Genomic DNA, 21,559 nt, shown 5'->3' with positions numbered 1-21,559 from the left:
AGGCCCGCCGCGGCGCACCCCTGAGCGCTCCGGGCCGAGGTCAGACCCGCGCGTACCGGTTGGCCGGCCGCTCCAACCCCAGGTGACCGCGCAGCGTCGTCGCCGTGTAGGCCGTGCGGAAGGCACCCCGGCGCTGCAACTCCGGTACCAGGGCCCGGGTGATCGCCTCGAGGTCGTGCGGCAACGCCGCCGGGCGGAGCCGGAACCCGTCCAGCCCGGCCGAGCGCCAGTCGAGCAGCAGAGCGGCCAGAGCAGCCGCGGTGCCGGTGAACACCACGGCGTCCGAGGCGAGTTCGGCGCCTGCCAGCTCGTCCAGCCGGGCCTTGCGGTCGGCGGCGGCCGCCGGACTGTCGTCCAGCAGCACGATCAGGTCCGCGAACCGCCGCAGCGGCCTGGCCCGCAGGTCACGGCCGGTGGCGGCGACGGCCTCGTCGACCTGCGCGAGGATCCGTTCGACGCCGGGGCGGTCGTGCGGGGTGACGAAGACGACGTCCGAGGCGCGGGCCGCGAACTCGTACGGCGTCGAGGCGTGGGCCAGGCTCGCGACCAGCGGCTGGCCCTGCGGCGGGCGCGGGGTGATCGCCGGCCCCCGGACGCTGAAGTGCTCGCCCTCGAAGTCGATGTGGTGCAGCTTGTCACGGTCGATGAAGCGGCCGGTCGGCACGGACCGGATCTCCGCGTCGTCCTCCCAGCTGTCCCACAGCCGTCGTGCCACCTCGACCACGTCGGCGGCCTCCGCGAAGAGCGGGCGGAGCCGCTTGGCGATCAGCTCGGGGTCGCGGATGTCGTCGTCGGTGAGCTGCGGGGTGGTGCGGCGGCCGAAGTGGGCGGCGTCCGAGGCGCGGGAGGCGATCTGCGGCCGCCAGCCCGCCCGGCCGCGGGCGGCGTAGTCCAGGGTCGCGATGGCGGTCGCCAGGTGGAACGGTTCGGTGTGGGTGACGTTCGTGGTCGGTACCAGGCCGATGCGGTCGGTCAGCGGCGCGAGCAGGGCGGCCAGCAGAACGGCGTCGACGCTGCCCCGGACCCGGTCGGTGCGGTCGTCGGGGCGGTGGAAGGGCTCGGACTGCAGACCGAGGCCGTCCTCCAGGGTGACGAAGTCGAGCAGCCCCCGCTCGGCCTCGGCCACGAGGCCCGCCCAGTAGCCGGGGGTGAACAGCTCCGACGGCCGGGCGTCCGGGGCCCGCCAGGCGGCCGGGTGCCAGCCCGCGCCGTCGAGCGCGACGGCCAGGTGCAGCGGGGAGTCGGACGGGGTGGCGGTCACGAGGTCTCCTTCGGGGAGCCGAGGCCGAGATGGTCGCGGAGCGTCGTTCCGGTGTACTCCTCGCGGAACACGCCCTTCTCCTGGAGGAGCGGAACCACCCGGTCCACGAAGTCGCCCAGGCCGTCGGGCGTCAGGTGCGGTACGAGGACGAATCCGTCGGCCGCCTCGCTCTGCACGAAGCGGTCGATCGTGTCGGCGACGGTCTGCGGGCTGCCGACGAAGTTCTGGCCGCCGTGGACCTCGATCATCAGTTGACGGATGCTCAGCCCGCGCTCCTCGGCGATCCTGCGCCACCGCCGCGCCGTCTCCTCACGGCCCTTGCGGAACACCGAGTGCCCCTTCAGCAGGAGGGCGTCCGGCTCCGGCTCGATGTCGGGCAGCGGTCCGTCCGGGTCGTACGCCGAGAGGTCGCGGCCCCAGACGCCCTCCAGGTGGGCGATCGCGGTCTGCGGGCTCACCTGCGCGCGGGTGATCTCGTCCGCGTACGCGGTGGCCTCCTCGTCGGTGTCGGCCACCACGGCGGTCGCGGTGGGGAGGATCTTCAGGTCGTCCGGGCGCCGGCCGTACGCGGCGAGCCGGGACTTCACGTCCCGGTAGAACGCCCGGGCCTCGTCGGGCCGGTTGTACTTGCTGAAGATGACTTCGGCGTCGGAGGCGGCGAACTCCCGGCCGACGTCCGACTCCCCGGCCTGGATGATCACCGGATGGCCCTGCGGGCCGCGCGGGGTGGTGAACCGGCCCGCGATGTCGAAGTGCGTGCCGCGGTGGGCGAAGGTGCCGGCGCCGGGGCGCACGAACCGGCCGTCCGCCGCGTCGGCGGGTACGTCGCCGTCCGCCCAGCTGTCCCACAACTCGCGGGTGGTCTGCAGGAATTCGGCCGCCCTGGTGTAGCGGTCGGCCTCGGCGAGGAAGCCGCCGCGGCGGAAGTTCTCGCCGGTGAAGGCGTCGTAGCTGGTGACCACGTTCCAGGCCGCCCGGCCGCCGCTGAGCAGGTCCAGGCTCGCCAGCTTGCGGGCCACCTCGTAGGGCTCGTTGAAGGTGGTGTTGACGGTCGCGGCGAGCCCGAGCCGGTCGGTGACGGCGGCGAGCGCGGCCAGCACCGTCAGGTTGTCCGGGCGGCCCACCACGTCCAAGTCGTAGACCTGGCCCTTGTGTTCGCGCAGTCGCAGCCCTTCGGCCAGGAAGAAGAAGTCGAACTTGCCGCGTTCCGCGGTCCGTGCGAGCCGGATGAAGGAGTCGATCGCGATCTGGCTCTCGGAACGGGGGTCCGACCAGACGGTCACGTTGTGGATGGCCGGCAGTTGCACGGCGAGGTGCACCTGCTTCCTTCCGGCGTGTTCTGCGGCGGCAGGCACGGGGCTTGCTCCTTCGGGGAAGGGCCGGCCCCAGGGAGGCCGGCCGCGTGGCCACGCGTGTGCGGTCCGGTCCACGGGGCGGCTGTGATCACCAGGGTTCACCGAACGGATGTGGCGGACAAGGGGATTCGGGTCAGGGATGTGTGGGGGAGTGTCAAGGAATGTCAACAACGGGAACGGCGTGCAAAGCGCTTGTGAGTGGTCTGTCGCTTAACGTCGGCGGATCTGTCCCCTGTCTCGGCGTTCGGCCTACTGTGCGGCCATGGATCTCTTCTCGCTGCCCAGACTCGGAGTCGTCGTCCCCCCGGAGAACCCCACGGCGGAGCCGGAGTTCAACCGCTTGATCGGTGCCGCCGTGCACGTGTACACCTCCCGCTTCCCCACCACGCCGGGGGTGGAGCTCCGGGAGATGCTGGAGACCTACAACCGGGTCCTTCCCGACACCCTCGACGGTTTCGGCGGCATGCGGCTGGACGCGGCCGTGGTCGCCTGCAGTGCCTCGCACTACCTGCTGGACCCGGCGGGCGACCGCGCCCTGTGCGAGGAGATGTCGAACCGCTCAGGGTTCCCGGTCAGTTCCTCGACGCAGGCGATCCTGGCCGCCTGCGAGGCGCTCGGGGTGAACCGGCTGACCCTGGTCTCGCCCTACCAGCCGTGGCTCACCGCGACCTCCCGCGCCTTCTGGGAGCGGGCCGGGCTCACGGTGGACGGCGTCGTCCTCGTGCCCGCCGGGACGGCCCCGGACGGGTCCGACCACTTCGACCCCTACGAGGTGACCACGGGCCGGATCCGCGAGCGAATACGGGCCCACCAGCAGGAGAACGGGATCCCCGACGATTCCGCGCTGCTGTTCACCGGGACCGGGATGGGGACGCTCGGCGCGCTCGCCGAGCTCGCGCGGGAGGACACCAGCGGGCGCCCGCTGCTCTCCTCGAACCTGGCGTCCGCCTGGTGGGCGCGCCGCGTGACGGGACGGCGGACCGGGTCCGGGACCGCCGGGGACGCGCATCCGCTGCTGCGACGCCTGGACGTCCGGGCCCGCTGGGCGGCCTGAGGCACCGTCGGGCGTCGGTGCGCCCGTGGCCGGCGGGCGCACCGGGGGCGGCTGCCGAGGGGGAGGCTCCCGCGGTCGCCCTCACCGCAGCGGAGCGATCCGGGTGCCGCCGTCCAGCACCGCCTCCAGCGTGACGGCGGCCCGGCCGGGCCGCTCGACCGCCAGGGTGTGGTCCGGCGTGGCCCGGTCGGCCGACCAGTCCGGTCCCTTGGCCGTGATCCGGCCGACCCGCCGGCTGCCCGCGGCCAGCAGGAACTCGGTGCCCTGCGGCGAGCGCCACCACGTCCACCCCACCGTGTCCTGTTCGAACCGGCTGCACGCCCGGCCCGGCCCGCCGCCCGTGCGCTGCGGGCCCCGGGCGTTCGGCAGCAGCACGGCGGTCGCGGCGCTGCCCTCGCCGTTCCAGCGGTCGGCGCGCAGGCAGACCCAGGACGCCGCGCCCGCGTTCTGCGGCAGCTGCTGCACCGCGAAGGCCCAGAGGTTGAGCTGCTTGACCCCGGGGGTGCCGTCCGGAACGGCGCAGCCCGCGCGGGCCCAGGCCAGCAGCGCGTCCTGGCCGACCGCCTCGCGGGGCTGCCGGGCCGGCTGGGTGCGGTCCGGCGGCGGGGTGTAGCTGAGGTGGGCGGGCACCAGCCCGCCGAGGTCGGCCAGCAGGAAGGAGTGCTTCTCGGCGATCGTGGCGGAGGAGCGCAACTGGAGCACGGTGGCGCCCAGGCAGTCCGCGAGCGCCCCCGGGGAGCGCGAACCGGGGGTGTCCGCGCCGGGTGCCGCGGCGGTCACGCCGTCCACGCGGTCCAGTGCCCTGGCGGGTACGTCCGGCTGGTCGATCCGGCGGGTGTCGGCCGCGTCGATCCACGGGGCGAGCAGGTAGCGGGCGGTCGCCCCCTGACGGTGCAGCACCACCGCGCCGGCGGTGGTGACGGAGGAGTCGTCGGCACGGGCGAGGTCCAGCCCGCCGCCGGGTCCGTCGGTCCAGCGGGCGAGCCGCCCGCCGTCGTAGAGCACCACCACGGCCGCGCCGTCGACGGTGCCGGCGAACAGCAGCTGGGGCGGGCCCTGCGGCGGGGCGGCCGGGGTGCCCGGCTCGGGCCTGGTCCGCGGGCCGGGGCCCGACCAGGCGGCGAGCGCCCGGCCGAGCAGGGCGGTGTCGTCACGGCGGTCGCCGCGGGCGGGCCAGGCGGAGAAGTCGATCCGGGCGGTGTGCTGCCACTGGTCCGCTGCCACCCGGAGCAGCCGGGCCGGGTCGGGCGCCGTTCCGCCCGGCGGGACGGCGAGCGGACGGACGGGCGCGCCGGCCGGGGCCGGGGCACCGGGGCCGGCCAGCGCGGCGGCGGTACCGGTGAGCGCGAGCGCGGCCACCGCGAGCGAGGCACCGAAGGCCCGGCGGCGGCGCAGCAGGTCGGTCGGCTGGACGCGCACCGCGCAGGGGTCGAAGGCCGACAGGCCGTGATCCGGTCCGGCGCAGAGCCGTGCGGCCTCGTCGACGGCCTGCCCGGGGTCGGTCGCACCGGCCTGAAGCAGCACCTCCGCGGCCTGCTCGGGCGTCAGCTCCTCCACGGCGAGCAGCGCGAACGCGGACCGGGCGGGCGCCCCCAGGGCGGCCAGTTCGCGGTCCAGTGCCGCGTCCCGCTCACCGCCGCCGGGGGTGAACAGCCGCAGCCCCCAGACCCGGGGCGTCCGCAGCCGGTCGGCGGGCCGCGGGTGCAGCGCGCCGCGCAGCACCCGCAGGCGCAGGGCGGCGTACAGCGGGTCCTCGTCCGTGCCGGCCGGCTCCCGCAGCCTGCTCCAACGGGACGGCAGGGCCCGCTGGACCGCGGCGTGCGCGGCGAGCACCCGGCTGTGGCGGTCCCGGTCGGCCGGCAGGGCCAGGTACGCGAGCCGGACCAGCCGGCGGTAGTGGCGGACCAGGGTCGCCTCGGCCCGGGCCACCGGACGCGCGCCCGCGCCCCGGGGCGGTGCGCCGCCGTCTATCCGTCCTGCCAAGGCGTTCTCCCCGGAGCCGTCTGTCGTGTGGTGGCGGACGGTCCAACGAGTCGATCATGTGATGGTTGCGCCGTCCGGGGCGGTGTTCCGGGATCCGGCGGCGCGTTCGGTGATCCGGCGCGCCATCCCGCCGAAGACGATGGCGTGGAACGGTGCCACCGACCACCAGTACGCGTGCCCGGCCAGCCCGTGCGGGTGGAACAGTGCCCGCTGCCGGTAGCGGCTGCCACCGAGGCCGTCCGGGGTGACGGACAGCTCCAGCCAGGCCAGTCCGGGCAGCCGCATCTCGGCGCGCAGCCGCAGCAGCCGCCCGGCCTCGATCTCCTCCACCCGCCAGAAGTCCAGCGAGTCGCCGACCCGTAGCCGGGCCGGGTCGCGCCGGCCCCGGCGCAGGCCGACGCCGCCGGCCAGCCGGTCGAGCCGGCCGCGCAGTGCCCAGGCGAGCGGGAAGGAGTACCAGCCGTTCTCGCCGCCGATGCCCTCCACCACCCGCCAGAGCGCGTCCGGCGGGGCGCCCACGTCGCGCTCCCGGACGTCCTGGTAGAGGCTGCCGCCGGCCCAGTCCGGGTCGGTGGGCAGCGGGTCGCTCGGCGCGCCGGGCAGGGTGGCGGAGGACCACCGGGTTGCCACTTCGGCGTCCCTGATCCGCCGCAGTGCCAGCCGGACCGCCTCGTCGAAGCCGGTCGGGCCGCCGGGCGGGTCGGGCACGTACTCGACCAGGTCGTGCTCGCCGCGGACCACCTCGTGCCGCAGCGACTCCACCAGCGGGCGGGCGAGCGAGTTGGGGACGGGCGTCACCAGGCCGACCCAGTGGCTGGAGAGCCGGGGGGTGAGCACCGGCACCGGGACGATCAGCCGGCGCGGCAGCTCGGCGACGGCGGCGTAGCGCATCATCATCTCGCGGTAGGTGAGGACGTCCGGGCCGCCGATGTCGAAGGCCCGGTCCACCTCCGGCGGCAGCCGGGCCGCCGCGGTGAGGTAGTACAGGACGTCCCGGACGGCGATCGGCTGGATCCTGGTGTCGACCCAGTTCGGGGTCACCATCACGGGCAGCCGCTCGGTGAGGTAGCGCAGCATCTCGAACGAGGCCGAACCGGATCCGATGATCACCGCGGCCCGGAGTTCGGCGGTCGGCACCCCGCTCGCCCGCAGCCGGCGGCCGACCTCGGCGCGCGAGCGCAGGTGCGGGGACAGCTCGGCGGCCGGCACCCCGGCGGGGTTGATACCGCCGAGGTAGACGATCCGGCGGACCCCCTCCCGGGCCGCCGCCTCGCCGAAGGCCCGGGCGGCGGCCCGGTCGGTCGCCTCGAAGTCACGGCCGGTGCCCAGCGAGTGGACCAGGTAGTAGGCCACGTCGATGCCGGCGAAGGCCCCGGTCAGCGACTCCGGCCGGGTGACGTCCCCGGCGGTGGCCTCGACCGAGGCCCGCCAGGGGTGGTCGCGCAGCCGGCCCGGGTCGCGGACCAGGCAGCGGACGGAGTGCCCGGCGGCCAGCAGCTCGGGGACGAGCCGGCCGCCGATGTAGCCGGTGGCACCCGTGACCAGGCAGCGCAGCGGGGCGTCGGGGGTGCTCGGTCCGGCCATGGTGCCTCCCAGAAAGCCGCGTCAGGGGTGCGGGGTTCGGCGCGGCGGCGCCGGCGGGCGGGCCGCACGCGCCCTCCGCCAGCTTCGCCGCCCGCCGTCCGGGCCGCCACAGCACCGGCCCGGCACCCGCCCCCGCGGGCCGCCGTCCGGAGCGGGCCGGGCTCGACGGCCGGGCGAGCGGACCGCACCGCCGTACGCTGTGAGGGGAGCGTCGGACGGCAGTGCCGTTGGTCCCGGGATGTCAGCCCCTTCGGCCCCTGGCCGGGGGCGCGGCCGGGAGCGATGCTCCAGATATCCGGCCGGACGGCGGTCGTCCGGCCGACATCGCTCGTGGACGAGGTGACCGGCGTGCTGCATGCCACCGTCGAATCAGTGATGACCAGTCCCGTGGTGCGGGTCGCGCCCGAGACCGGGTTCCGGGAGATCGTCGCCGTGCTGACCGAGTACGACATCACGGGTGTCCCGGTGGTGGACCCCGACGGGCGGCCCCTCGGCATCGTCTCCGAGGCGGACCTGCTGCTCACCCTGGCCGCCCAGGAGGACCCGGGCAGCCTGGTGCCGCCGCCCGAGCTGACCCGGACGGGGCCGGGCGGGGCCGTCACCGCCGCGGACCTGATGACCGGCCCCGCCGTCTGCGTCACCCCCGGCACCAGTGTGGTGGCGGCCGCGCGCATGATGAGCCGGCACGGGGTGAAGCGACTGCCCGTGCTGGACGAGGACGGCCGGGTGTTCGGCATGGTGAGCCGGGGCGACCTGCTGCGCGTCTTCCTGCGCGAGGACCGGGTGATCCGCCGCGAGATCGTCGAGGAGGTGCTCGGCCGGATCGAGGGCGTGAGCCCGGCGGAGGTGGGCGTGGAGGTCGACCAGGGCCGGGTGGTGCTCAGCGGCAGCGTGCCGGCGCCGCACCTGGTGCCGATCGTGCTGAGCCTGTGCCGCTCGGTGGACGGCGTGGTGTCGGTGACGGACCGCCTCGGCAGCAGCGACGAGGCCGCCGTCGTCGGCTGACTCCGGCCCGGGCCGGCCGCTGTCCCGTGGCGTCCCGTCGCGTCCCGCTGTCCTGACCACGGACCCGGAGCGTCCGCTTCGCATACTGCGGAGAGTATCGGGTAAGTCACTCCTTGTGTGCGGCGGCAGCGGGCCGCCGAACGCGCCGGGTGACCCGGGAGGCGGCCGTGGCAGTCGTGTTCGACGCGGATTTCACTTCGACCAGGCAGTGGGTGGCGGGCCGCAGCAGCGCCTATCCCCGGATGGGGCCGACCAACCGGGGCGATCACAAGCTGGACTTCCTGAGCCGCTCCTACTGCCCCGGTGGCGTGTTCGCCGCCGTCCGGCGGCACGGCGGCGACCTGTGGACGTGCAGCCTGCTCACCACCGAGGGCAGCCCGGAGGCGTTCCAGGTCCGCACCGGCGACGTGCTCACGGCGCGGGTCACGCTCCCCGTCGAGACGGGCGCCTGGCCGGCCATCTGGACCTGGCGGGACGGCGGCAACGAGGTGGACGTCTTCGAGTACCACCCCGACCATCCGGACCTGCTGGAGGTCTCGAACCACGTTCGCGGCGGCTCCCGGTACTGGCACGGCGCCGACGCCGGGATAGCCCCCGGCGCCACCTTCGACCTGCGGGCGGTGCTGGGCGCGCGCTCGGTGGACTGGTTCGTCGGCGACACGCTCGTGCACGCGGACCGGCGCGGGGTCGGGCCGGACTTCCACGCCTACCTGATCGTCAACCTCTCGGTGGCGGACGGCACGTACCACGACCGGCCGTCGGCCACGGGTCCGGACCGGCTGAGCTGGACCTGCCACAGCCTGCGGATAGAGCGCTGACGAAGGCCGCGTGGCTGCCCCCGGGTCGGAGTCGTCGGCCCGGGGGCAGCGCGGTTCACCGGTCCGGCGGGAACGTCGCCGTGATCAGGCCGCGCGGGCCGGTGCGCTGGAACCAGACCACCCGGCGGTACGGGCCGATGTGGGCGGGGTGCGTGACGTACAGGTCGTCGCGCGGGGCGCCTTCGTTGCCGGGGGCGAGGGCGGCGTCGACGGCCTGTTCGGCGATGGTGGCCAGCAGCGCGTGCGCCGTGGCGGCGGCCGCTTCCGGGGCGATGGCCAGCGCGGTGAGCTCTGCCCAGAGCCGGCTGGAGACGTAGAAGATCGGCGAGTGGCGCAGGGCCGGATGCAGGCGTCGGTCCTCGTAGCGGCGGAGCACCCCGGCCGCGACGAGCCGCTCGCGGTCGTCGGCCGGCGGGTGGTGGTCCATGGGCCGCAACGCTACCCCGACGGGCACGATCGGCGCGTCGCGAGCGTTTCTCAGACAATCCTCAGGTCCGCCGGAGCACCTGCGGGCGCAGGATGGTGATGAGGCGCCGATCACCTCGATGGGCCCTGTAGGGCCGGAGGAGGAGGCCGTGATGGGGCACTGGAACGGTCCGCGCCACGGGCACGGCCACGGTCACGTCCTGGGCGGCTGGGGCTACGGCCTGCTGGCCCTCCTGCTGCTGCTGGTCCTGGCGGTCCTCGTCCTGGCGGCCGTCGCGCTGGTCCGCCACCTGTCGCGGACCTCGCGGGGAGCGCGGCCGGTGCCGCCCGGCCCGTGGGCCGCGGCCGGGCCTGCCGGGCCGCCGCGCCGGGCGGTCTCGCCGACGGCCGAGCAGCTGCTCGCCGAGCGGTTCGCGCGCGGCGAGATCGACACGGAGGAGTACCGGCACCGCCTGGACGTCCTGCGGGACGCCGGCGGACCGGGTGAGGCCGCCGCGGGGGAGCCGCCCGGCGGCGGATAGACGCCGCGGGCCCCGCCGACGGCGCGGCGGGGCCCTGACGTGCCGGGGGGCGGGTGCTGCTACTCGACGACGAGCTCCACCGGGATGTTGCCCCGGGTGGCGCGGGAGTAGGGGCAGACCTCGTGCGCCTGCTTGACCAGGAGCTCGCCGCCCTCGCCGGCCAGCGCGTCCGGCAGCTCGACCCGCAGGACGACCGCGAGGCCGAAGCCGGCGCCGTCCTTGCCGATCGAGACCTCGGCCGTGACCGAGACCTCGCTGGTGTCGACGCGGGCCTGCCGGCCGACCAGGCCCAGCGCGCTGGCGAAGCACGCCGCGTAGCCGGCCGCGAACAGCTGCTCGGGGTTGGTGCCCTGGCCGCTGCCGCCGAGGGCGGGCGGCATCGCCAGCGCGAGGTCCAGCTGTCCGTCGGAGCTGACGGCGCGGCCCTCTCGGCCGTTCGCGGTGGCCACAGCGGTGTAGATCGCGTCCATGGGTCTGGTCCCTTTCGTCCTGCGTCCGTACTGCTTCTGTCCCCGGCGGCCGGTGGGGCCGCCTTCCGGGTACAAGTAGAGCACGCAATTCAATTGCGCACAACTCAATGGTGCGCATGGCCGCTATCATGGAGTCATGGCAACACCCCCCGAGACCGCCGCCGCCGACGCGCCGTCCGTCGACGCCCTGCCCGTCCACGCGGCTTCCGTCGATGCCCCTTCCGTCGATGCCGCCCGCTCCGGAGCGCCCGGCGCGGACCTGCTCCACGGCGAGCAGCCGCTCCGCGACGAGGACCTGCTCCGGCTCGACCAGCAGATCTGCTTCTCGCTGAACGCCGCCTCGCGCGCGTTCGGCGGCGTCTACCGCGTGCTGCTCAAGGACCTGGGGCTCACCTACCCCCAGTACCTGGTCATGCTGGTGCTCTGGGAGCACGGCGAGTTGCCCGTGAAGCGGATCGGCGAGCACCTGCGCCTGGACTCCGGGACCCTCTCGCCGCTGCTCAAGCGGCTGGAGGCGGCCGGCCTGGTCCGCCGGGAGCGCAGCCCCGAGGACGAGCGCTCCGTCACCGTCAGCCTCACCGACGCCGGGCGCGAGCTGCGCGACCGCGCCGGGCAGGTGCCGCGCAGGCTGCTCGCCGCCACCGGCCTACCGGTCGAGGACCTCGCCGACCTGCGAGCCCTGCTCAACCGGGTGACCGGCGCGCTCGACTCCGCGCTCCTGGCCGACGGCGCCGAAGGCTGACCGGCCGGGCCCGCCGGTGCGGCGGCGTCCTGTCGGTGGCGGCGGGCATACTGGATCCCTCGTGAACGAACCCGGGGGGGAACGTGGAGGGTCCGCCACCCGCGTCGCGGCAGGGCCGCGCGTGGAGCGACGAGGAGACCGGGCGGCTTGTCGACGGTGTTCGGGAGGGTCTCGACCTGACCGAACTGGCCGGGCGGCACGGCCGGACGACCGGGGCCATCGGCGCCCGGCTGGCCCGCCTCGTGCCCGAGGCCGAGCTGCCCGAGGCCGCGCTGGTCGAGGACGGTCCGGCTTCCGGCGGCGGACCGGCCTCCGGTGCCGCGCTGGTCGGGAGCGCCGAGCTGGAGTGGCTCCGAGCGCGCCTGGCCGCCGACCCGGACTATCCGTGGCGGAGCGTGTTCGACGCGCGCCGCCGTCCCCCACGCGGGCTGCGCCGGCGACGGGCCGCCGGTGACGCTCCGGCGGCCACCCCCGGGGAGCCTGCCCCGGCCAGGCCCACGCGCGGCGAGCCCGCAGCCGGGCCGCAGTGGTCGGCCCGGCTCGATGACGTGCGGGTCGAGTGGGAGCGGACGACCGGGCACCAGCTGCGGGCCGAGCGCCGGGCGGAGTTCGTCGCGCGTCCGGTCGTCGCGGACCTGGCGGTCGTGGCCGCCCCGGTGCGGCAGGCGGCTGCCCGACGGCTGTGGGAGGGCGAGGCGCGTCTGCTGCTGGACGACTGGCTCCTGGAGTGCCTCTGCCCCGGGGCGTCGAGGCTGACGACCGACTGGGCGCCGATCGCCGAGCGCGACCCCGACACGGTGCTGCTGCTCCGCGAGCTGGCTGCCGCCGCGGCGGCGGAGATACCCGCTGGGCGGAGCCGCGAGATCGTCTGCCGCCGCCTCGGGCTGCACGACGGACCGGCCGAGTCGTTGGCGGCGGTGGGGGAGGCGTTCGGGATCTCGCGGGAGCGGGTCCGCCAGCTCCAGGTGAAGGCGGTGCGCGGCATGGCGAGCACCGCCGCGCCGGCGACCCGGAGCCTGCGGACCCTGCTCGCCGGGCTGAGCCGGGTCGATGATCCACCGTGCCCCGACGGTTCGCCCGACGGCTCGCCCGCCGGGGACGGCCCGGATCCGCTCGGCGGTTCGCCCGCCGGGGACGGCCCGGATCCGCTCGGCGGCTCCCGGACCGCCGGCGCAGCGGTGGCGGACCCCCCGGCGCCGGCCCGACTGCTCGACCTCGCGGAGGTGCTGCTGCCGTCGGTCCCGGTGCGGCAGGCCGCGCTGGTGATCGCCCAACTGGCCGGTGCCCGGAAGCTGCGCGCGGAGAACCTGGCGGCCGAGGCCATGACCGTGCGCGCCCTTCGCCACGACGCCGCGCGTCGCGAACTGTCACGGCAGGGGCGGATCGAACGCGCCGCCCGACGCTGGGCCGCACTGGAGGCCGAGGTCAGCTGGTTCGGAGCGCCCGAGCCCGCCCCGCCGCGCGGGGAGCTGGCGGCCCTGCGGGACACGGCCGGGGAGGACGGGCGCTCCGGGTCCTGGCACTGCCCCAAGCTGGACCGCGAGGTCGCCTACGAGTCGGAGACCGAGTGGCGCGTCGTCCAACTGCTCAGCTTCGCCCCGCAGATCGCGTACTACCAGGAGCAGCCCCTGGCCATCGGCTACGACTTCGACGGTCGCCGGCGCACCTACTACCCGGACCTCCTCGTGGCCACCACCGACGGGCGCTGCGTCCTGATCGAGGTCAAACCGGTCTACGAGATGGCGACCGCCGTCAACGTCGCCAAGTACCGTGCGGTGGAGGCACTCTGCCGGGCCCGCGGGTGGGGTCTGGTGGCCACCGACGGCTGGAGGACCCGCAGACTCCTGGAGGACCCGCAGACTCCTGGAGGACCGCCCGGTCGACGGCCGGTTGGAGGCCGCGCTGGACGAAGCGCTGGCGAGGGGCGGCGAACTGACCTGGCATCAGGTCAGGTCTGCCGCAGGGGCCCTGCCACTGAAGTCGATGGACCTCGCCGCGCTGGTGCTCCGGCGCGGCTGGGTCTGGCGCACCCACCCCTACCGGCTGCGGAGCGGCACGCCGGCGAGCGTTCCCGCCCCGCTGTCGGATCCGGCTCCGGCATCGGATCTCATTGCGGTGTCCGCCCCCGCCCCGGACGCCCCCGCCCCGGACGCCCCCGCGCCGGACGCCCCCGCGCCTCCGCCTCCGTCGCCATCGCCGGGGACGGAGCCGATCCCCCTCTTTCCGGAGGTGTCCCCACGGCCGAGGGTCGTGCCCTCCCCGGCGGAGGTCGAGGCGGCCCGAACGGCGGCAGGCGGGTGGACCCGGGCCCAGCTCGCCGCCTGGGGAGTGGCCTGGCCGGCCCCGAAGGGGTGGAAGCAGCGCCTGGCGCAGGAATGGGCGGCCGGTAGGTAGCACCGGTGCGGTCCCCCGTGCGCCCGGGGCGGCGCGCCGGGTCCGCTCGGGCGGGTACGCCAGATTCGCGACCCCGGCGCCGGCAGTCGGCGGTACCGGCGTCATGGCACGGGTCCGGCCGCCTCGCCGGAGCCGGTCCACCGGCGAGGCGGCTGTGGCACACCGAGACCCGCGCCGGCGTGGCGGTGGTGTCCGACACGGTGGTACGAGCCGTCGGTGCGGGCCGGGGGCGGGTGCTACCCGGCGGCCCGTGCGCTCACGCGGTCCGCTCGTTCAGGCAGATGATGTTCCCTTCGCTGTCCTTGAACCAGGCCGCGCGCATGCCCTCGGCCTCCACGACGCCGTCGACGGTCTTCAAACCCGGCATGTCGTATTCCTCGAAGGTGACCCCGCGGCCGCGCAGCGTCGCCATCTCGCCGTCGAGGTCGGGGACCTTGAAGCTGGCCAGCGTGTGCGCGGCCTGCCCGGCGCTCGGCGTCTCGTACATGCCGAACTCCGTGCCGCCGCACTCGAAGCTGACGTCCTGCTCGTTCTCATCGGTGAGCTTCAGGCCGAGGGTGTCGGTGTAGAAGCGCTTCGCCCGGGCGAGATCCGCCGCCGGGATGATGGCCACCATCGGTGCGTCTCCAAGCATTGCCATCGCCTCCTCCCTCCAGGCTAGATACGCCGGGGCCGATCTGCCCAGGGGCGGCGGCGCCGGAAGCCCGGTGTGCCCGGAGGGTGGCGGGCCGCTACCGCGCGGGCGGTGGGCGGCCGGGTACGCCGCGTCACCAGGCGTGCGGCACCCGTTCCAGGACGCCTCCGGCGAAGACGTCGTAGAGCGGCAGGGTCTCCAGGTGCACATAGCCGATGTGGCAGTCACAGACCGGCAACGGGCAGGGCCGGGAGCGCAGTTGGCGCCGGTACGAGCCGTCGTAGAGGTTGCCCAGAACGCCCCGGACGAAGTGGCAGCGGCGGACGGTGCCGTCGCCGTCCACCGAGAGCACGGACTCCCCGGTGCGGCAGGGGCGGCCGGCGCTGGGGTGAGGGTGCCGGCTGTAGCCGAAGTGCGGGTCGAGCGCCGTCCAGTCGGCGGCCTCGGCGTCGCTGTAGGTGAGCCCCTCGGCGGCGTTGATCCAGAGGTAGACCGCCGGGTCGAGCGCGGCGCGGAGCCGGCGGGCCTCCCCGAGGTGCCCGGGTTGGCCGACCACGCCGACGCTGTACCGCACACCGAGCGCGTCGAGCTCGCGGCACTTGGCGAGGAACCGCCGGTGATCGACCTGACCGGGGTGGTACGTCACCCAGAGGGCCAGCGTGTCGGGGTCGGCCTCGGCGAGCCAGCCGGTTCGGCAGCTGAGGTTGGTCTGGATCGCCACCCGGCGCACGTGCGGCAGCTGGCTCAGCTCGACCAGCGCCCGCCGGTACCAGGACCGCACCAGGCCCTCGCCCCAGGGCGTGAAGAGCACGGACAGCGTGTCGCCGGTACCGGCCCGTCCGGCGGCCCAGCCGGTGAACCGCTCCAGCGCCGCCCGGTCGGCCCGCAACTGCTCCGGCGTGTCACGCCGCTTGGCGAACGGGCAGTACGGGCAGTCGTAGTCGCAGGAGGACAGCGGGCCCCGGTAGAGCAGGGTCAGGTCGACCCCCCCGTCGTCCGGCGCGGGCCGGGAGGCCGCCGCGGGTACGGCGTCGGGGCCGGACCGGGCGTCGCCGGTGGCCGGCCGGGGCGCGGGCATGCCGAGGAAGGTCATTTCGCCTCGTACTCGGCCATCAGCCGGTGGACCTCGGGCGAGAACAGCATCGGACCGGCCGCGTCCGAGTGCGCCAGCCCCTCCGGCGAGAGCATCAGGCGCAGCTCGTCCTGTGCCAGCCAGCCCCGGGCCTCGAACGCGGCCAGCTCGGCCGGGAAGTCCTCGAGGGGCGTGCTGCCGAAGCGGGCGCGGTAGTCCGCCAGCGGCATGCCCTCGGCCTGGAGCAGCGACTGGACGAGGTGCCGCCGGCGGGCCTCCTCCGGCGTCATGTACCGACCGACCTCGGCGTGCCGGAAGTCGGTGGTGGCCACGTAGTCGTCGATGATGCCGCGCACCTCGGTGGCGTTCACCGCGTAGTCGAAGGAGTAGTGCAGCCGCGAGGTGTAGGAGCGGGCCCCGCAGCCGAGGCCGACCATGCCGTCGGTCTGGCAGGCGTACTCGCCGCTCCCGGCCTGCGGGGAGGCGGCGCGGCGGAACATCCGCATCGACACCTGCTGGTACCCCCGGGCGAGCAGGTGGTCGCGGCCGGCCCGGTAGAGCGCGAGCCGGCGGGCGTCCCAGGCGGCCGGGCTCTCCTGCTCGCCGCGCCGGGCCAGGCCGGTCAGCGGCCGGACGTACAGCGGGTAGAGGTACAGCTCCTCGGGCTCCCAGGCCAGCGCGGCGTCCAGCGAGCGCAGCCAGCCGGTCTCGGTCTGGCCGTCGATGCCGTAGATGAGGTCGATGTTGAGGACGGGGAACCCGGCGGCGCGGATCCGCCCCAGGGCGGCCTCGACCTCCGCGCGCTTCTGCGGGCGGACGGCGGAGCGGGCCTCCTCGTCGAGGAACGACTGCACGCCCAGGCTCAGCCGGGTGGCGCCGCGCGCGGCCAGCACCTCCAGGCGGTCGGCCGTGGCGGTGGCGGGGGAGGCCTCCACGGAGAGCGGCACCGCCCGCAGGTCGACGCCCGTCCGCCGCTCGGCGATGTCGCAGAGCCGCTCCAGCTCGCCGGCGGTGAGGTAGGTGGGCGTGCCGCCGCCGAACGCCGCCAGCGCGAACCGGGCGCCGTCGTCCAGGGCCTCGCGGACGGTGGCGGCCTGGCGGTCGAGCGCGTCCAGGTAGGCGGTGGTCAGCCCTTCGGGGCTGCCGATCCGGGTGAACAGGTTGCAGAAGCCGCAGCGGACCTCGCAGAACGGGATGTGCAGGTAGAGCGAGAGCGCGTGCTGCGGCTCGCCGGCCCACAGCTCGCGCAGTGCGGGACGCTCCGGCAGCCGCCGGTAGGCGGTCTTGTGCGGGTAGGCGTAGACGTACGACCGGTAGGGCGACTCGGTCGGCGGGGCCGCGGCCGTGGTCATGCGGTCTCCTCGGCGGTGGCGGTGGCGGTGGCGGTGGCGGTGGCGGTGGCGGTGGCGGTGGCTGTCGGGCGGGTGGCTGCGGTCGGGGCGGGTGCCGGGCCGGCCGGGCGGGCCGGGAGGGTGAAGTGCGCGTACGGCACCGTCCAGACCACCTCGTGGCCGATCCGGTGGCCGGTGTATCCGTCCTCGCCGTACGCCGTGCCGTGGTCGGAGCAGACGATCGCGAAGCACGGCCGGCGGGCGCTCATCGCCGCGAAGAGCCGGCCGATGTGGGCGTCCACGTACTCCAGGGCGGCGGCGTGGCTCTCCCGGGAGTCCCCGTCCTCGCGGGTGCCGCCCGGCAGGTGGAACCAGTTGGGCTGGTGCAGCGCCGAGACGTTGAGGAACAGGAACAGCGGCTGCCCGGCCGGCTGTTCGGCGGCGACCTGCTCGGCCGTGGCGACCTGCGCCTCGAAGGAGGTGGGGGAGGGGACGCCCATCTCCGGCGACCAGTGGCTCTCCTGGAACAGCCCGGGCAGCACCGAGCCGAGCGGGCCCTGCTTGTTGAAGAAGCCGACGCCGCCGATGCAGACCGTCCGGTACCCGTGCCCGGCGAGCGCGCCCGGCAGGTCGGGCGCGTCGAACACCCAGGTGCGCGGAGCGGTGCTCTCCGACCCGGCGAAGCGGGCGGCGAACAGCCGCGGGTGCGGACCGCCCGGAGCGGCGGGGGTGGGCAGGAAACCGGCCAGGATCGCCTGGTGCGCGGCGTAGGTGAAGCTGCCCGGGGAGTGTCGGCGCTCCCAGCGGCCACCGGGGAGGACGGCGGCGAGGTGCGGGATCCGCCCGGCCGCGGCCAGCTCCTCGGCGACGTCGAACCGCAGGGTGTCCAGGGTGACGAGGAGCAGGTCGTGGGTGCCCACGACGGCGTTCATGTCGGGCGCGGCGGCGGCCGCCGGCGGTGTCGGCGGCGCGGCCGGCGCGGGCGCCCGGTGGTCGTACTGGTGGTTCATCGCGTGGGTTCCATCGGTTCCGTCGTCGGTGCGTCGTTCGCGGGCCCGGGCCGGTGGCCCGGGTGTCGTAGCGCGGCGATCTGGGCGGCGTAGGTGTCCAGGCCCTCGGCCGGGCCGCCGGGCAGGCCGGTCAGGTTCGGCAGGAGGTCGCCGAAGGCGTTCACCTCGCCGACCACGGCCCGGCGCCACCCGGCGGTGGGCAGGACGTCGACGCCGACCATCGGTGAACCGGGGAAGCAGGCCGCCGCCCGCTCGGCCGTCTCCAGCAGGCCCGGCCAGGCGTGGCCGGCGGCCTGCTGCGCCACGGCGAGGCTGCCGCGGGCGCCGCCGAGGTGGAGGTTGGTCATCGGCTGTGCGCTGGTGCGCACCACCACGTGGGTGGCCCGCCCGGCGATCACCACCACCCTGAGGTCGGCCGAGCGGCCCGCCTGGGCGGCCTTCGGGATCCACTGCTCGACGTGCAGCCCGTCAGGTGCCAGGCGGTCGACCAGCTCGGCCGCCTCCCGCTCGTCCCGGTAGCGGCGGACCCGCAGCGAATTGTGCAGCTGCCCGCCGGCCAGCTCGACCGAGGTGGTGGCGAGCACCTGCCCGCGCGGGCCGAACTCCAGCGCCACCACGCCGGACGCGGAGGAGCCGTGCGCGGGTTTGACGAAGACCCGCCGCAGCCCGGCGGCCCGCAGCCGCTCCCGGAGGTCCGCCCAGCCGGTGATCCCGGCGCCATCGAGCGCGCGCGGCACCGGCACCCCGGCGCCCGCCAGCAGTGCGTGCGCCCGCCGCTTGTCGAACATCACGGCGATCTCCTCAGGATCGCCGAGCAGCCGCACCCCCGGCACCCGGGCCACCGCGCGCAGGGCGGCCACCACCCCCCTGTACCAGGCCGCGCCGCCCTCCACCCTGGTCGGCGCGTACGAGGGGCCGAGGGCCGGACCGCGCAGCAGCTCGTCCACGGCCGGGTCCTCGCCGGGCGACTCGATCCGCAGCAGGCTCCCCGCGGGCACGACGAACCGGCCGCGCAGGACGTCGATCCAGGGCAGCACGACCGGCTCGGGCACGCCGGCCGCGCGGGCGGCGGCGGCGAACAGCGCCACCCGCCGGTGCCCGGGATTGCCGAGGACGGCCAGCGGCGCGTCCTCCCCGGGACCGGCCGGGGGCGCGGCCGGTCGGAGCGCCTGAGGCCTGGGCGCCTGCGGGGTGGTCGCCTGAGGCCTGGGCGCTTGAGGTCCGGGCGCCTGCGGGGTGGCCGCCAAGCGGGAGGTCGGCTGCGGGGAGGCCGTCTGGGGGGTGCTCATCCGGACCGCGCCGGGCTACTCGGCGACCGCGACGTAGCGGTCCTCGGGGTCGTCCTCGTACTCCGCCTCGGCCTCGTCAAGGTCGAGCTCCACCCCCGGCAGGGCTTCGCGCAGCCGCTGCCGGAGCTCCTCGGAGAGGTAGTGGTGGTGCAGGTCGAGCAGCCGAAGATGGGTCAGCGGCTGGCCCTCCAGCAGGGCGGCGGCGCCCTCGTCGGACAGCACGCCCATCGAGAGGTCCAGCACCTCCAACTGCGCCACGACCGGCGCGTGCGCGACGGCGGCGGCGATCTCGTCCTGGTACTCGCTGTTGGCCAGGGCGAGATGGCGCAGGGCCGGGAGCCGGGCGCCGTCGAGGAGGGGCGCCAGGTCGTCGATGGTCGAGTCGCCGCCGTACTCGTCCACCCCGAGCCAGAGCTCCAGCCGCTCCAGGGCGGGCAGTTCGGAGCCGGCCACGGCCCGTACCACCGTGCCGGGCAGCCCGCCGGCCTCGAACCGCAGGGCCTTCAGCCGGTCGTGCCGGAACGGCGTGAGCGCCAGGCCGCCGCCACCGCGCACCACCAGCTCGGTGAGCCGGGGGAAGGCCGCCGCCACCACGGTGACGTCGGACATCTCCAGCCAGGAGATCTCGCACTCCTCGGACGTCACGTCGGCGACGAAGAGCGCTTCGAGGGCGGGGAGCCGCCCGGCGTCACCGACGACCCGGGCCAGGGCGTCGGTCACCGGCCCGTAGCCGTCCGTCCACCAGGGGCCGATCAGCAGCGCCCGGACCTCGTCCGGGTCCACCGTGTCGAGGAAGGTGTTCCAGAGCGCGTCGAAGCCGGTGCCCGCGCCGTAGGGCACGGCGAGCCGCCACGCGGCGGCGCCCGGCGCCGGCCGGTCGCCCGTGGCACCGGCCTCGCCGGAGAACTCCACCACGGGGAGCCCGTGGAACTCCCGCTGGTGCTGGTAGGCGTGCATACGGTCCCCTGTGCTGCGTGCGCTGCCGGTGAGCGGCAGGTGGTGAGTGGTGGGCGGCGAGCGGCGAGCGGCGAGCGGTGAGCGGTGAGCGGTGAGCGGTGAAAATGTGGGCGGGGCGGTGCCCGGCTATTCGGCGACCGCGACGTAGCGCCACCGGTCGTCCGGGCTCCCGGCCTCGGAGAGGTCGACGGCCACCCCGGGCAGGGCCTCCCGGAGCCGTTCCTGGAGCGCGTCGGTGAGGTAGTGGTGGTGCAGGTCGAGGGCCCGCAGATGGGTGAGCGGCTGGCCCTCCAGCAGGGCGGTGGCGCCCTGGTCGGTCAGGACGCCCATCGAGAGGTTGAGCGAGTCGAGCCGGGCGACGACCGGGGCGTGCGCGACGGCGGCGGCGATCTCGTCCTGGATCTCGCTGTTCTGCAGACCGAGGTGGCGCAGTGCCGGGAACCGGGCGCCGTCGAGGAAGGGTGCCAGGTCGTCGAGGGAGGAGTCGCCGCCGTAGTTCTCGACCCCGAGCCAGAACTCCAGCCGCTCCAGCGCGGGGAAGTCGCTGGACGCGACCGCCCGCAGCACCGCGGCGGGCAGACCGCCCGACTCGAACCGCAGGGCCTTCAGGTGCTCGTGACGCAGCGCCTGGAGGGCGATCCCGTCGTCCTCGACCATGGAGCCCGCGGCGCCGCGCACCACCAGCTCGTCGAGCAGCGGGTACGTCGTCAGCACCGGCGTCACGTCGACCATGTTGATCCAGGAGATCTCGTTCTCCTCGTACGTGATGTCGCCGATGAACAGGGCGCGCAGGGCCGGCAGCCGGTCGGCGGCGGCGAGGATCGCGGCCAGCGGCCCGGTGAAGCTCTCCGGCCCGTCGGAGGACCACTCGCCGACCACCACGGCGGTGACCCGCTCGGTGTCGACCGCGTCGAGGAACTGCTGCCAGCGCTCGACGAACGACGTCGGCGAGTCGAACTCGATGCCGACCTTCCAGGCGACCGCCGCCGCCTCGGGCAGGCCGGTGCCGTCCTCGACCGCCTGGACGAAGTCGAGGACCGGGAGGCCGTGGAACTCTTCGATGTGCTTGCCGACCGTCATGCGCTGCTCCTCCGGGATGCGGGCCGAACAACTGTCTACCAGCCGGGTCCGACAAACCGGTCGCCGGGGCGGACCCGGGCGCGTTTGTCGGACCCCTGTTCTACGTTTCGGACCGTGAGATTCCGACGCCCGTCGGGTCGGTCAGGGAGGACTGATGTATCGCCAGGGTGACGTGTTGATCGTGCCGACGGCGGAGGCCGCGGTGCCCCCGCGGGTGGCGGCGCTGGCCGCGCAGCCACGGGACGCGCGGGGCCGGCTGGTGCTGGCGCTCGGCGAGGTCACCGGCCACGCGCACGCCGTGGTCGGCCCGGGGGAGCTGCGCCGGGAGGCCGGGCCGTTCGGTGCCGCCTGGCTGCACCTGCCCGAGGGCGGTCGGGTGGTGCACGAGGAGCACGCCGCGATACCGCTGCCCAAGGGCTGGTACCGGGTGGTGCGCCAGCGCGAGTACGTGCCGGGCGCGGTGCGCGTCGTCGCGGACTGACGAGGTCCGGGCGGGCGGGGCCCGCGGGCGGCGGGGCGGGCCGGGGGCCGGCGGCTCCCGGGGTGGTGGCGGTGGACGGAACGAGTGGGTCG

At 75.5% G+C, this 21,559-nt stretch carries 20 protein-coding genes; 7 read left to right on the top strand and 13 right to left on the bottom strand.

Annotation, left to right across the window (positions count from 1 at the left end; genetic code table 11):
- Positions 1 to 40: 40 nt before the first annotated feature.
- Together ACZ4UX_RS11560 and ACZ4UX_RS11555 are read right to left on the bottom strand one after the other, a co-directional pair.
- A complete protein-coding gene (locus tag ACZ4UX_RS11560) occupies positions 41 to 1,261 on the bottom strand; it encodes an LLM class flavin-dependent oxidoreductase (RefSeq protein WP_465706478.1) in 1,221 nt (406 codons plus the stop codon).
- A complete protein-coding gene (locus tag ACZ4UX_RS11555) occupies positions 1,258 to 2,616 on the bottom strand; it encodes an NtaA/DmoA family FMN-dependent monooxygenase (RefSeq protein WP_465706477.1) in 1,359 nt (452 codons plus the stop codon). Before ACZ4UX_RS11555 ends, ACZ4UX_RS11560 begins: the two co-directional genes overlap by 4 nt.
- 262 nt (positions 2,617 to 2,878) lie before the next feature.
- On the opposite strand from ACZ4UX_RS11555, the gene ACZ4UX_RS11550 reads away from it, so the two are divergent.
- Positions 2,879 to 3,670, top strand: coding sequence for a maleate cis-trans isomerase family protein (locus ACZ4UX_RS11550; protein WP_329491367.1), 792 nt, complete (start codon positions 2,879 to 2,881; stop codon positions 3,668 to 3,670).
- An 81-nt stretch (positions 3,671 to 3,751) separates the two neighbouring features.
- Here ACZ4UX_RS11550 and ACZ4UX_RS11545 read toward each other — a convergent pair whose 3' ends face one another.
- Positions 3,752 to 5,653 carry a hypothetical protein gene (locus tag ACZ4UX_RS11545; protein WP_465706476.1) on the bottom strand — a complete coding sequence of 634 codons (1,902 nt, stop codon included), beginning with the start codon at positions 5,651 to 5,653 and terminating at the stop codon, positions 3,752 to 3,754.
- Positions 5,654 to 5,707: 54 nt separating this feature from the next.
- Positions 5,708 to 7,237, bottom strand: coding sequence for an SDR family oxidoreductase (locus tag ACZ4UX_RS11540; RefSeq protein ID WP_465706475.1), 1,530 nt, complete (start codon positions 7,235 to 7,237; stop codon positions 5,708 to 5,710).
- Positions 7,238 to 7,519: 282 nt separating this feature from the next.
- On the opposite strand from ACZ4UX_RS11540, the gene ACZ4UX_RS11535 reads away from it, so the two are divergent.
- Both ACZ4UX_RS11535 and ACZ4UX_RS11530 read left to right on the top strand, forming a co-directional pair.
- Complete coding sequence (locus ACZ4UX_RS11535) at positions 7,520 to 8,242, top strand: CBS domain-containing protein (RefSeq protein ID WP_465706474.1); 723 nt, start codon at positions 7,520 to 7,522, stop codon at positions 8,240 to 8,242.
- A 167-nt stretch (positions 8,243 to 8,409) separates the two neighbouring features.
- Positions 8,410 to 9,060, top strand: a complete 651-nt coding sequence (locus tag ACZ4UX_RS11530; RefSeq protein ID WP_329491371.1) for a beta-glucanase — start codon at positions 8,410 to 8,412, stop codon at positions 9,058 to 9,060.
- A gap of 55 nt (positions 9,061 to 9,115) precedes the next feature.
- On the opposite strand, the gene ACZ4UX_RS11525 is transcribed toward ACZ4UX_RS11530, so the two are convergent.
- Positions 9,116 to 9,487, bottom strand: coding sequence for a hypothetical protein (locus ACZ4UX_RS11525; RefSeq protein ID WP_465706473.1), 372 nt, complete (start codon positions 9,485 to 9,487; stop codon positions 9,116 to 9,118).
- Between the two features lie 151 nt (positions 9,488 to 9,638).
- On the opposite strand from ACZ4UX_RS11525, the gene ACZ4UX_RS11520 reads away from it, so the two are divergent.
- On the top strand, positions 9,639 to 10,007 hold the full coding sequence (locus tag ACZ4UX_RS11520; protein ID WP_465706472.1) for an SHOCT domain-containing protein: 369 nt from the start codon (positions 9,639 to 9,641) through the stop codon (positions 10,005 to 10,007).
- 59 nt (positions 10,008 to 10,066) lie between these two features.
- Here ACZ4UX_RS11520 and ACZ4UX_RS11515 read toward each other — a convergent pair whose 3' ends face one another.
- Complete coding sequence (locus ACZ4UX_RS11515) at positions 10,067 to 10,477, bottom strand: organic hydroperoxide resistance protein (RefSeq protein WP_352290759.1); 411 nt, start codon at positions 10,475 to 10,477, stop codon at positions 10,067 to 10,069.
- Positions 10,478 to 10,736: 259 nt separating this feature from the next.
- Here ACZ4UX_RS11515 and ACZ4UX_RS11510 point away from each other — a divergent pair, with 259 nt between their 5' ends.
- Both ACZ4UX_RS11510 and ACZ4UX_RS11505 read left to right on the top strand, forming a co-directional pair.
- A complete protein-coding gene (locus ACZ4UX_RS11510) occupies positions 10,737 to 11,219 on the top strand; it encodes a MarR family winged helix-turn-helix transcriptional regulator (protein WP_380383914.1) in 483 nt (160 codons plus the stop codon).
- A gap of 83 nt (positions 11,220 to 11,302) precedes the next feature.
- Complete coding sequence (locus ACZ4UX_RS11505) at positions 11,303 to 13,609, top strand: TnsA endonuclease N-terminal domain-containing protein (protein ID WP_465706471.1); 2,307 nt, start codon at positions 11,303 to 11,305, stop codon at positions 13,607 to 13,609.
- A 260-nt stretch (positions 13,610 to 13,869) separates the two neighbouring features.
- Here the strand turns inward: ACZ4UX_RS11505 and ACZ4UX_RS11500 are convergent, their stop codons facing one another.
- The 7 genes from ACZ4UX_RS11500 to ACZ4UX_RS11470 form a co-directional block, all read right to left on the bottom strand.
- Complete coding sequence (locus ACZ4UX_RS11500) at positions 13,870 to 14,253, bottom strand: VOC family protein (protein ID WP_329491376.1); 384 nt, start codon at positions 14,251 to 14,253, stop codon at positions 13,870 to 13,872.
- A 127-nt stretch (positions 14,254 to 14,380) separates the two neighbouring features.
- Positions 14,381 to 15,340 carry an STM4011 family radical SAM protein gene (locus ACZ4UX_RS11495; RefSeq protein ID WP_465706470.1) on the bottom strand — a complete coding sequence of 320 codons (960 nt, stop codon included), beginning with the start codon at positions 15,338 to 15,340 and terminating at the stop codon, positions 14,381 to 14,383.
- Positions 15,337 to 16,671 (bottom strand): STM4012 family radical SAM protein, encoded by a 1,335-nt coding sequence (locus ACZ4UX_RS11490; protein ID WP_465706469.1) that lies wholly within the window; start codon positions 16,669 to 16,671, stop codon positions 15,337 to 15,339. Before ACZ4UX_RS11490 ends, ACZ4UX_RS11495 begins: the two co-directional genes overlap by 4 nt.
- Entirely contained in the window at positions 16,668 to 17,582 is a 915-nt protein-coding gene (locus ACZ4UX_RS11485; RefSeq protein ID WP_465706598.1) for an STM4013/SEN3800 family hydrolase, read from the bottom strand. Before ACZ4UX_RS11485 ends, ACZ4UX_RS11490 begins: the two co-directional genes overlap by 4 nt.
- 74 nt (positions 17,583 to 17,656) lie before the next feature.
- The gene (locus ACZ4UX_RS11480) at positions 17,657 to 18,949 is read right to left on the bottom strand and encodes an STM4014 family protein (RefSeq protein ID WP_465706468.1); all 1,293 of its coding nucleotides are present in this window, start codon (positions 18,947 to 18,949) and stop codon (positions 17,657 to 17,659) included.
- Between the two features lie 15 nt (positions 18,950 to 18,964).
- A complete protein-coding gene (locus tag ACZ4UX_RS11475) occupies positions 18,965 to 19,906 on the bottom strand; it encodes an STM4015 family protein (RefSeq protein WP_465706467.1) in 942 nt (313 codons plus the stop codon).
- A gap of 126 nt (positions 19,907 to 20,032) precedes the next feature.
- Complete coding sequence (locus tag ACZ4UX_RS11470; protein WP_465706466.1) at positions 20,033 to 20,986, bottom strand: STM4015 family protein; 954 nt, start codon at positions 20,984 to 20,986, stop codon at positions 20,033 to 20,035.
- Positions 20,987 to 21,140: 154 nt separating this feature from the next.
- Here ACZ4UX_RS11470 and ACZ4UX_RS11465 point away from each other — a divergent pair, with 154 nt between their 5' ends.
- Positions 21,141 to 21,467, top strand: a complete 327-nt coding sequence (locus ACZ4UX_RS11465; protein ID WP_359834735.1) for a hypothetical protein — start codon at positions 21,141 to 21,143, stop codon at positions 21,465 to 21,467.
- Positions 21,468 to 21,559 lie beyond the last annotated feature (92 nt).

This window comes from Kitasatospora sp. NPDC028961, from assembly GCF_055564815.1.
This window is presented reverse-complemented; position numbering and strand designations above follow the sequence as displayed.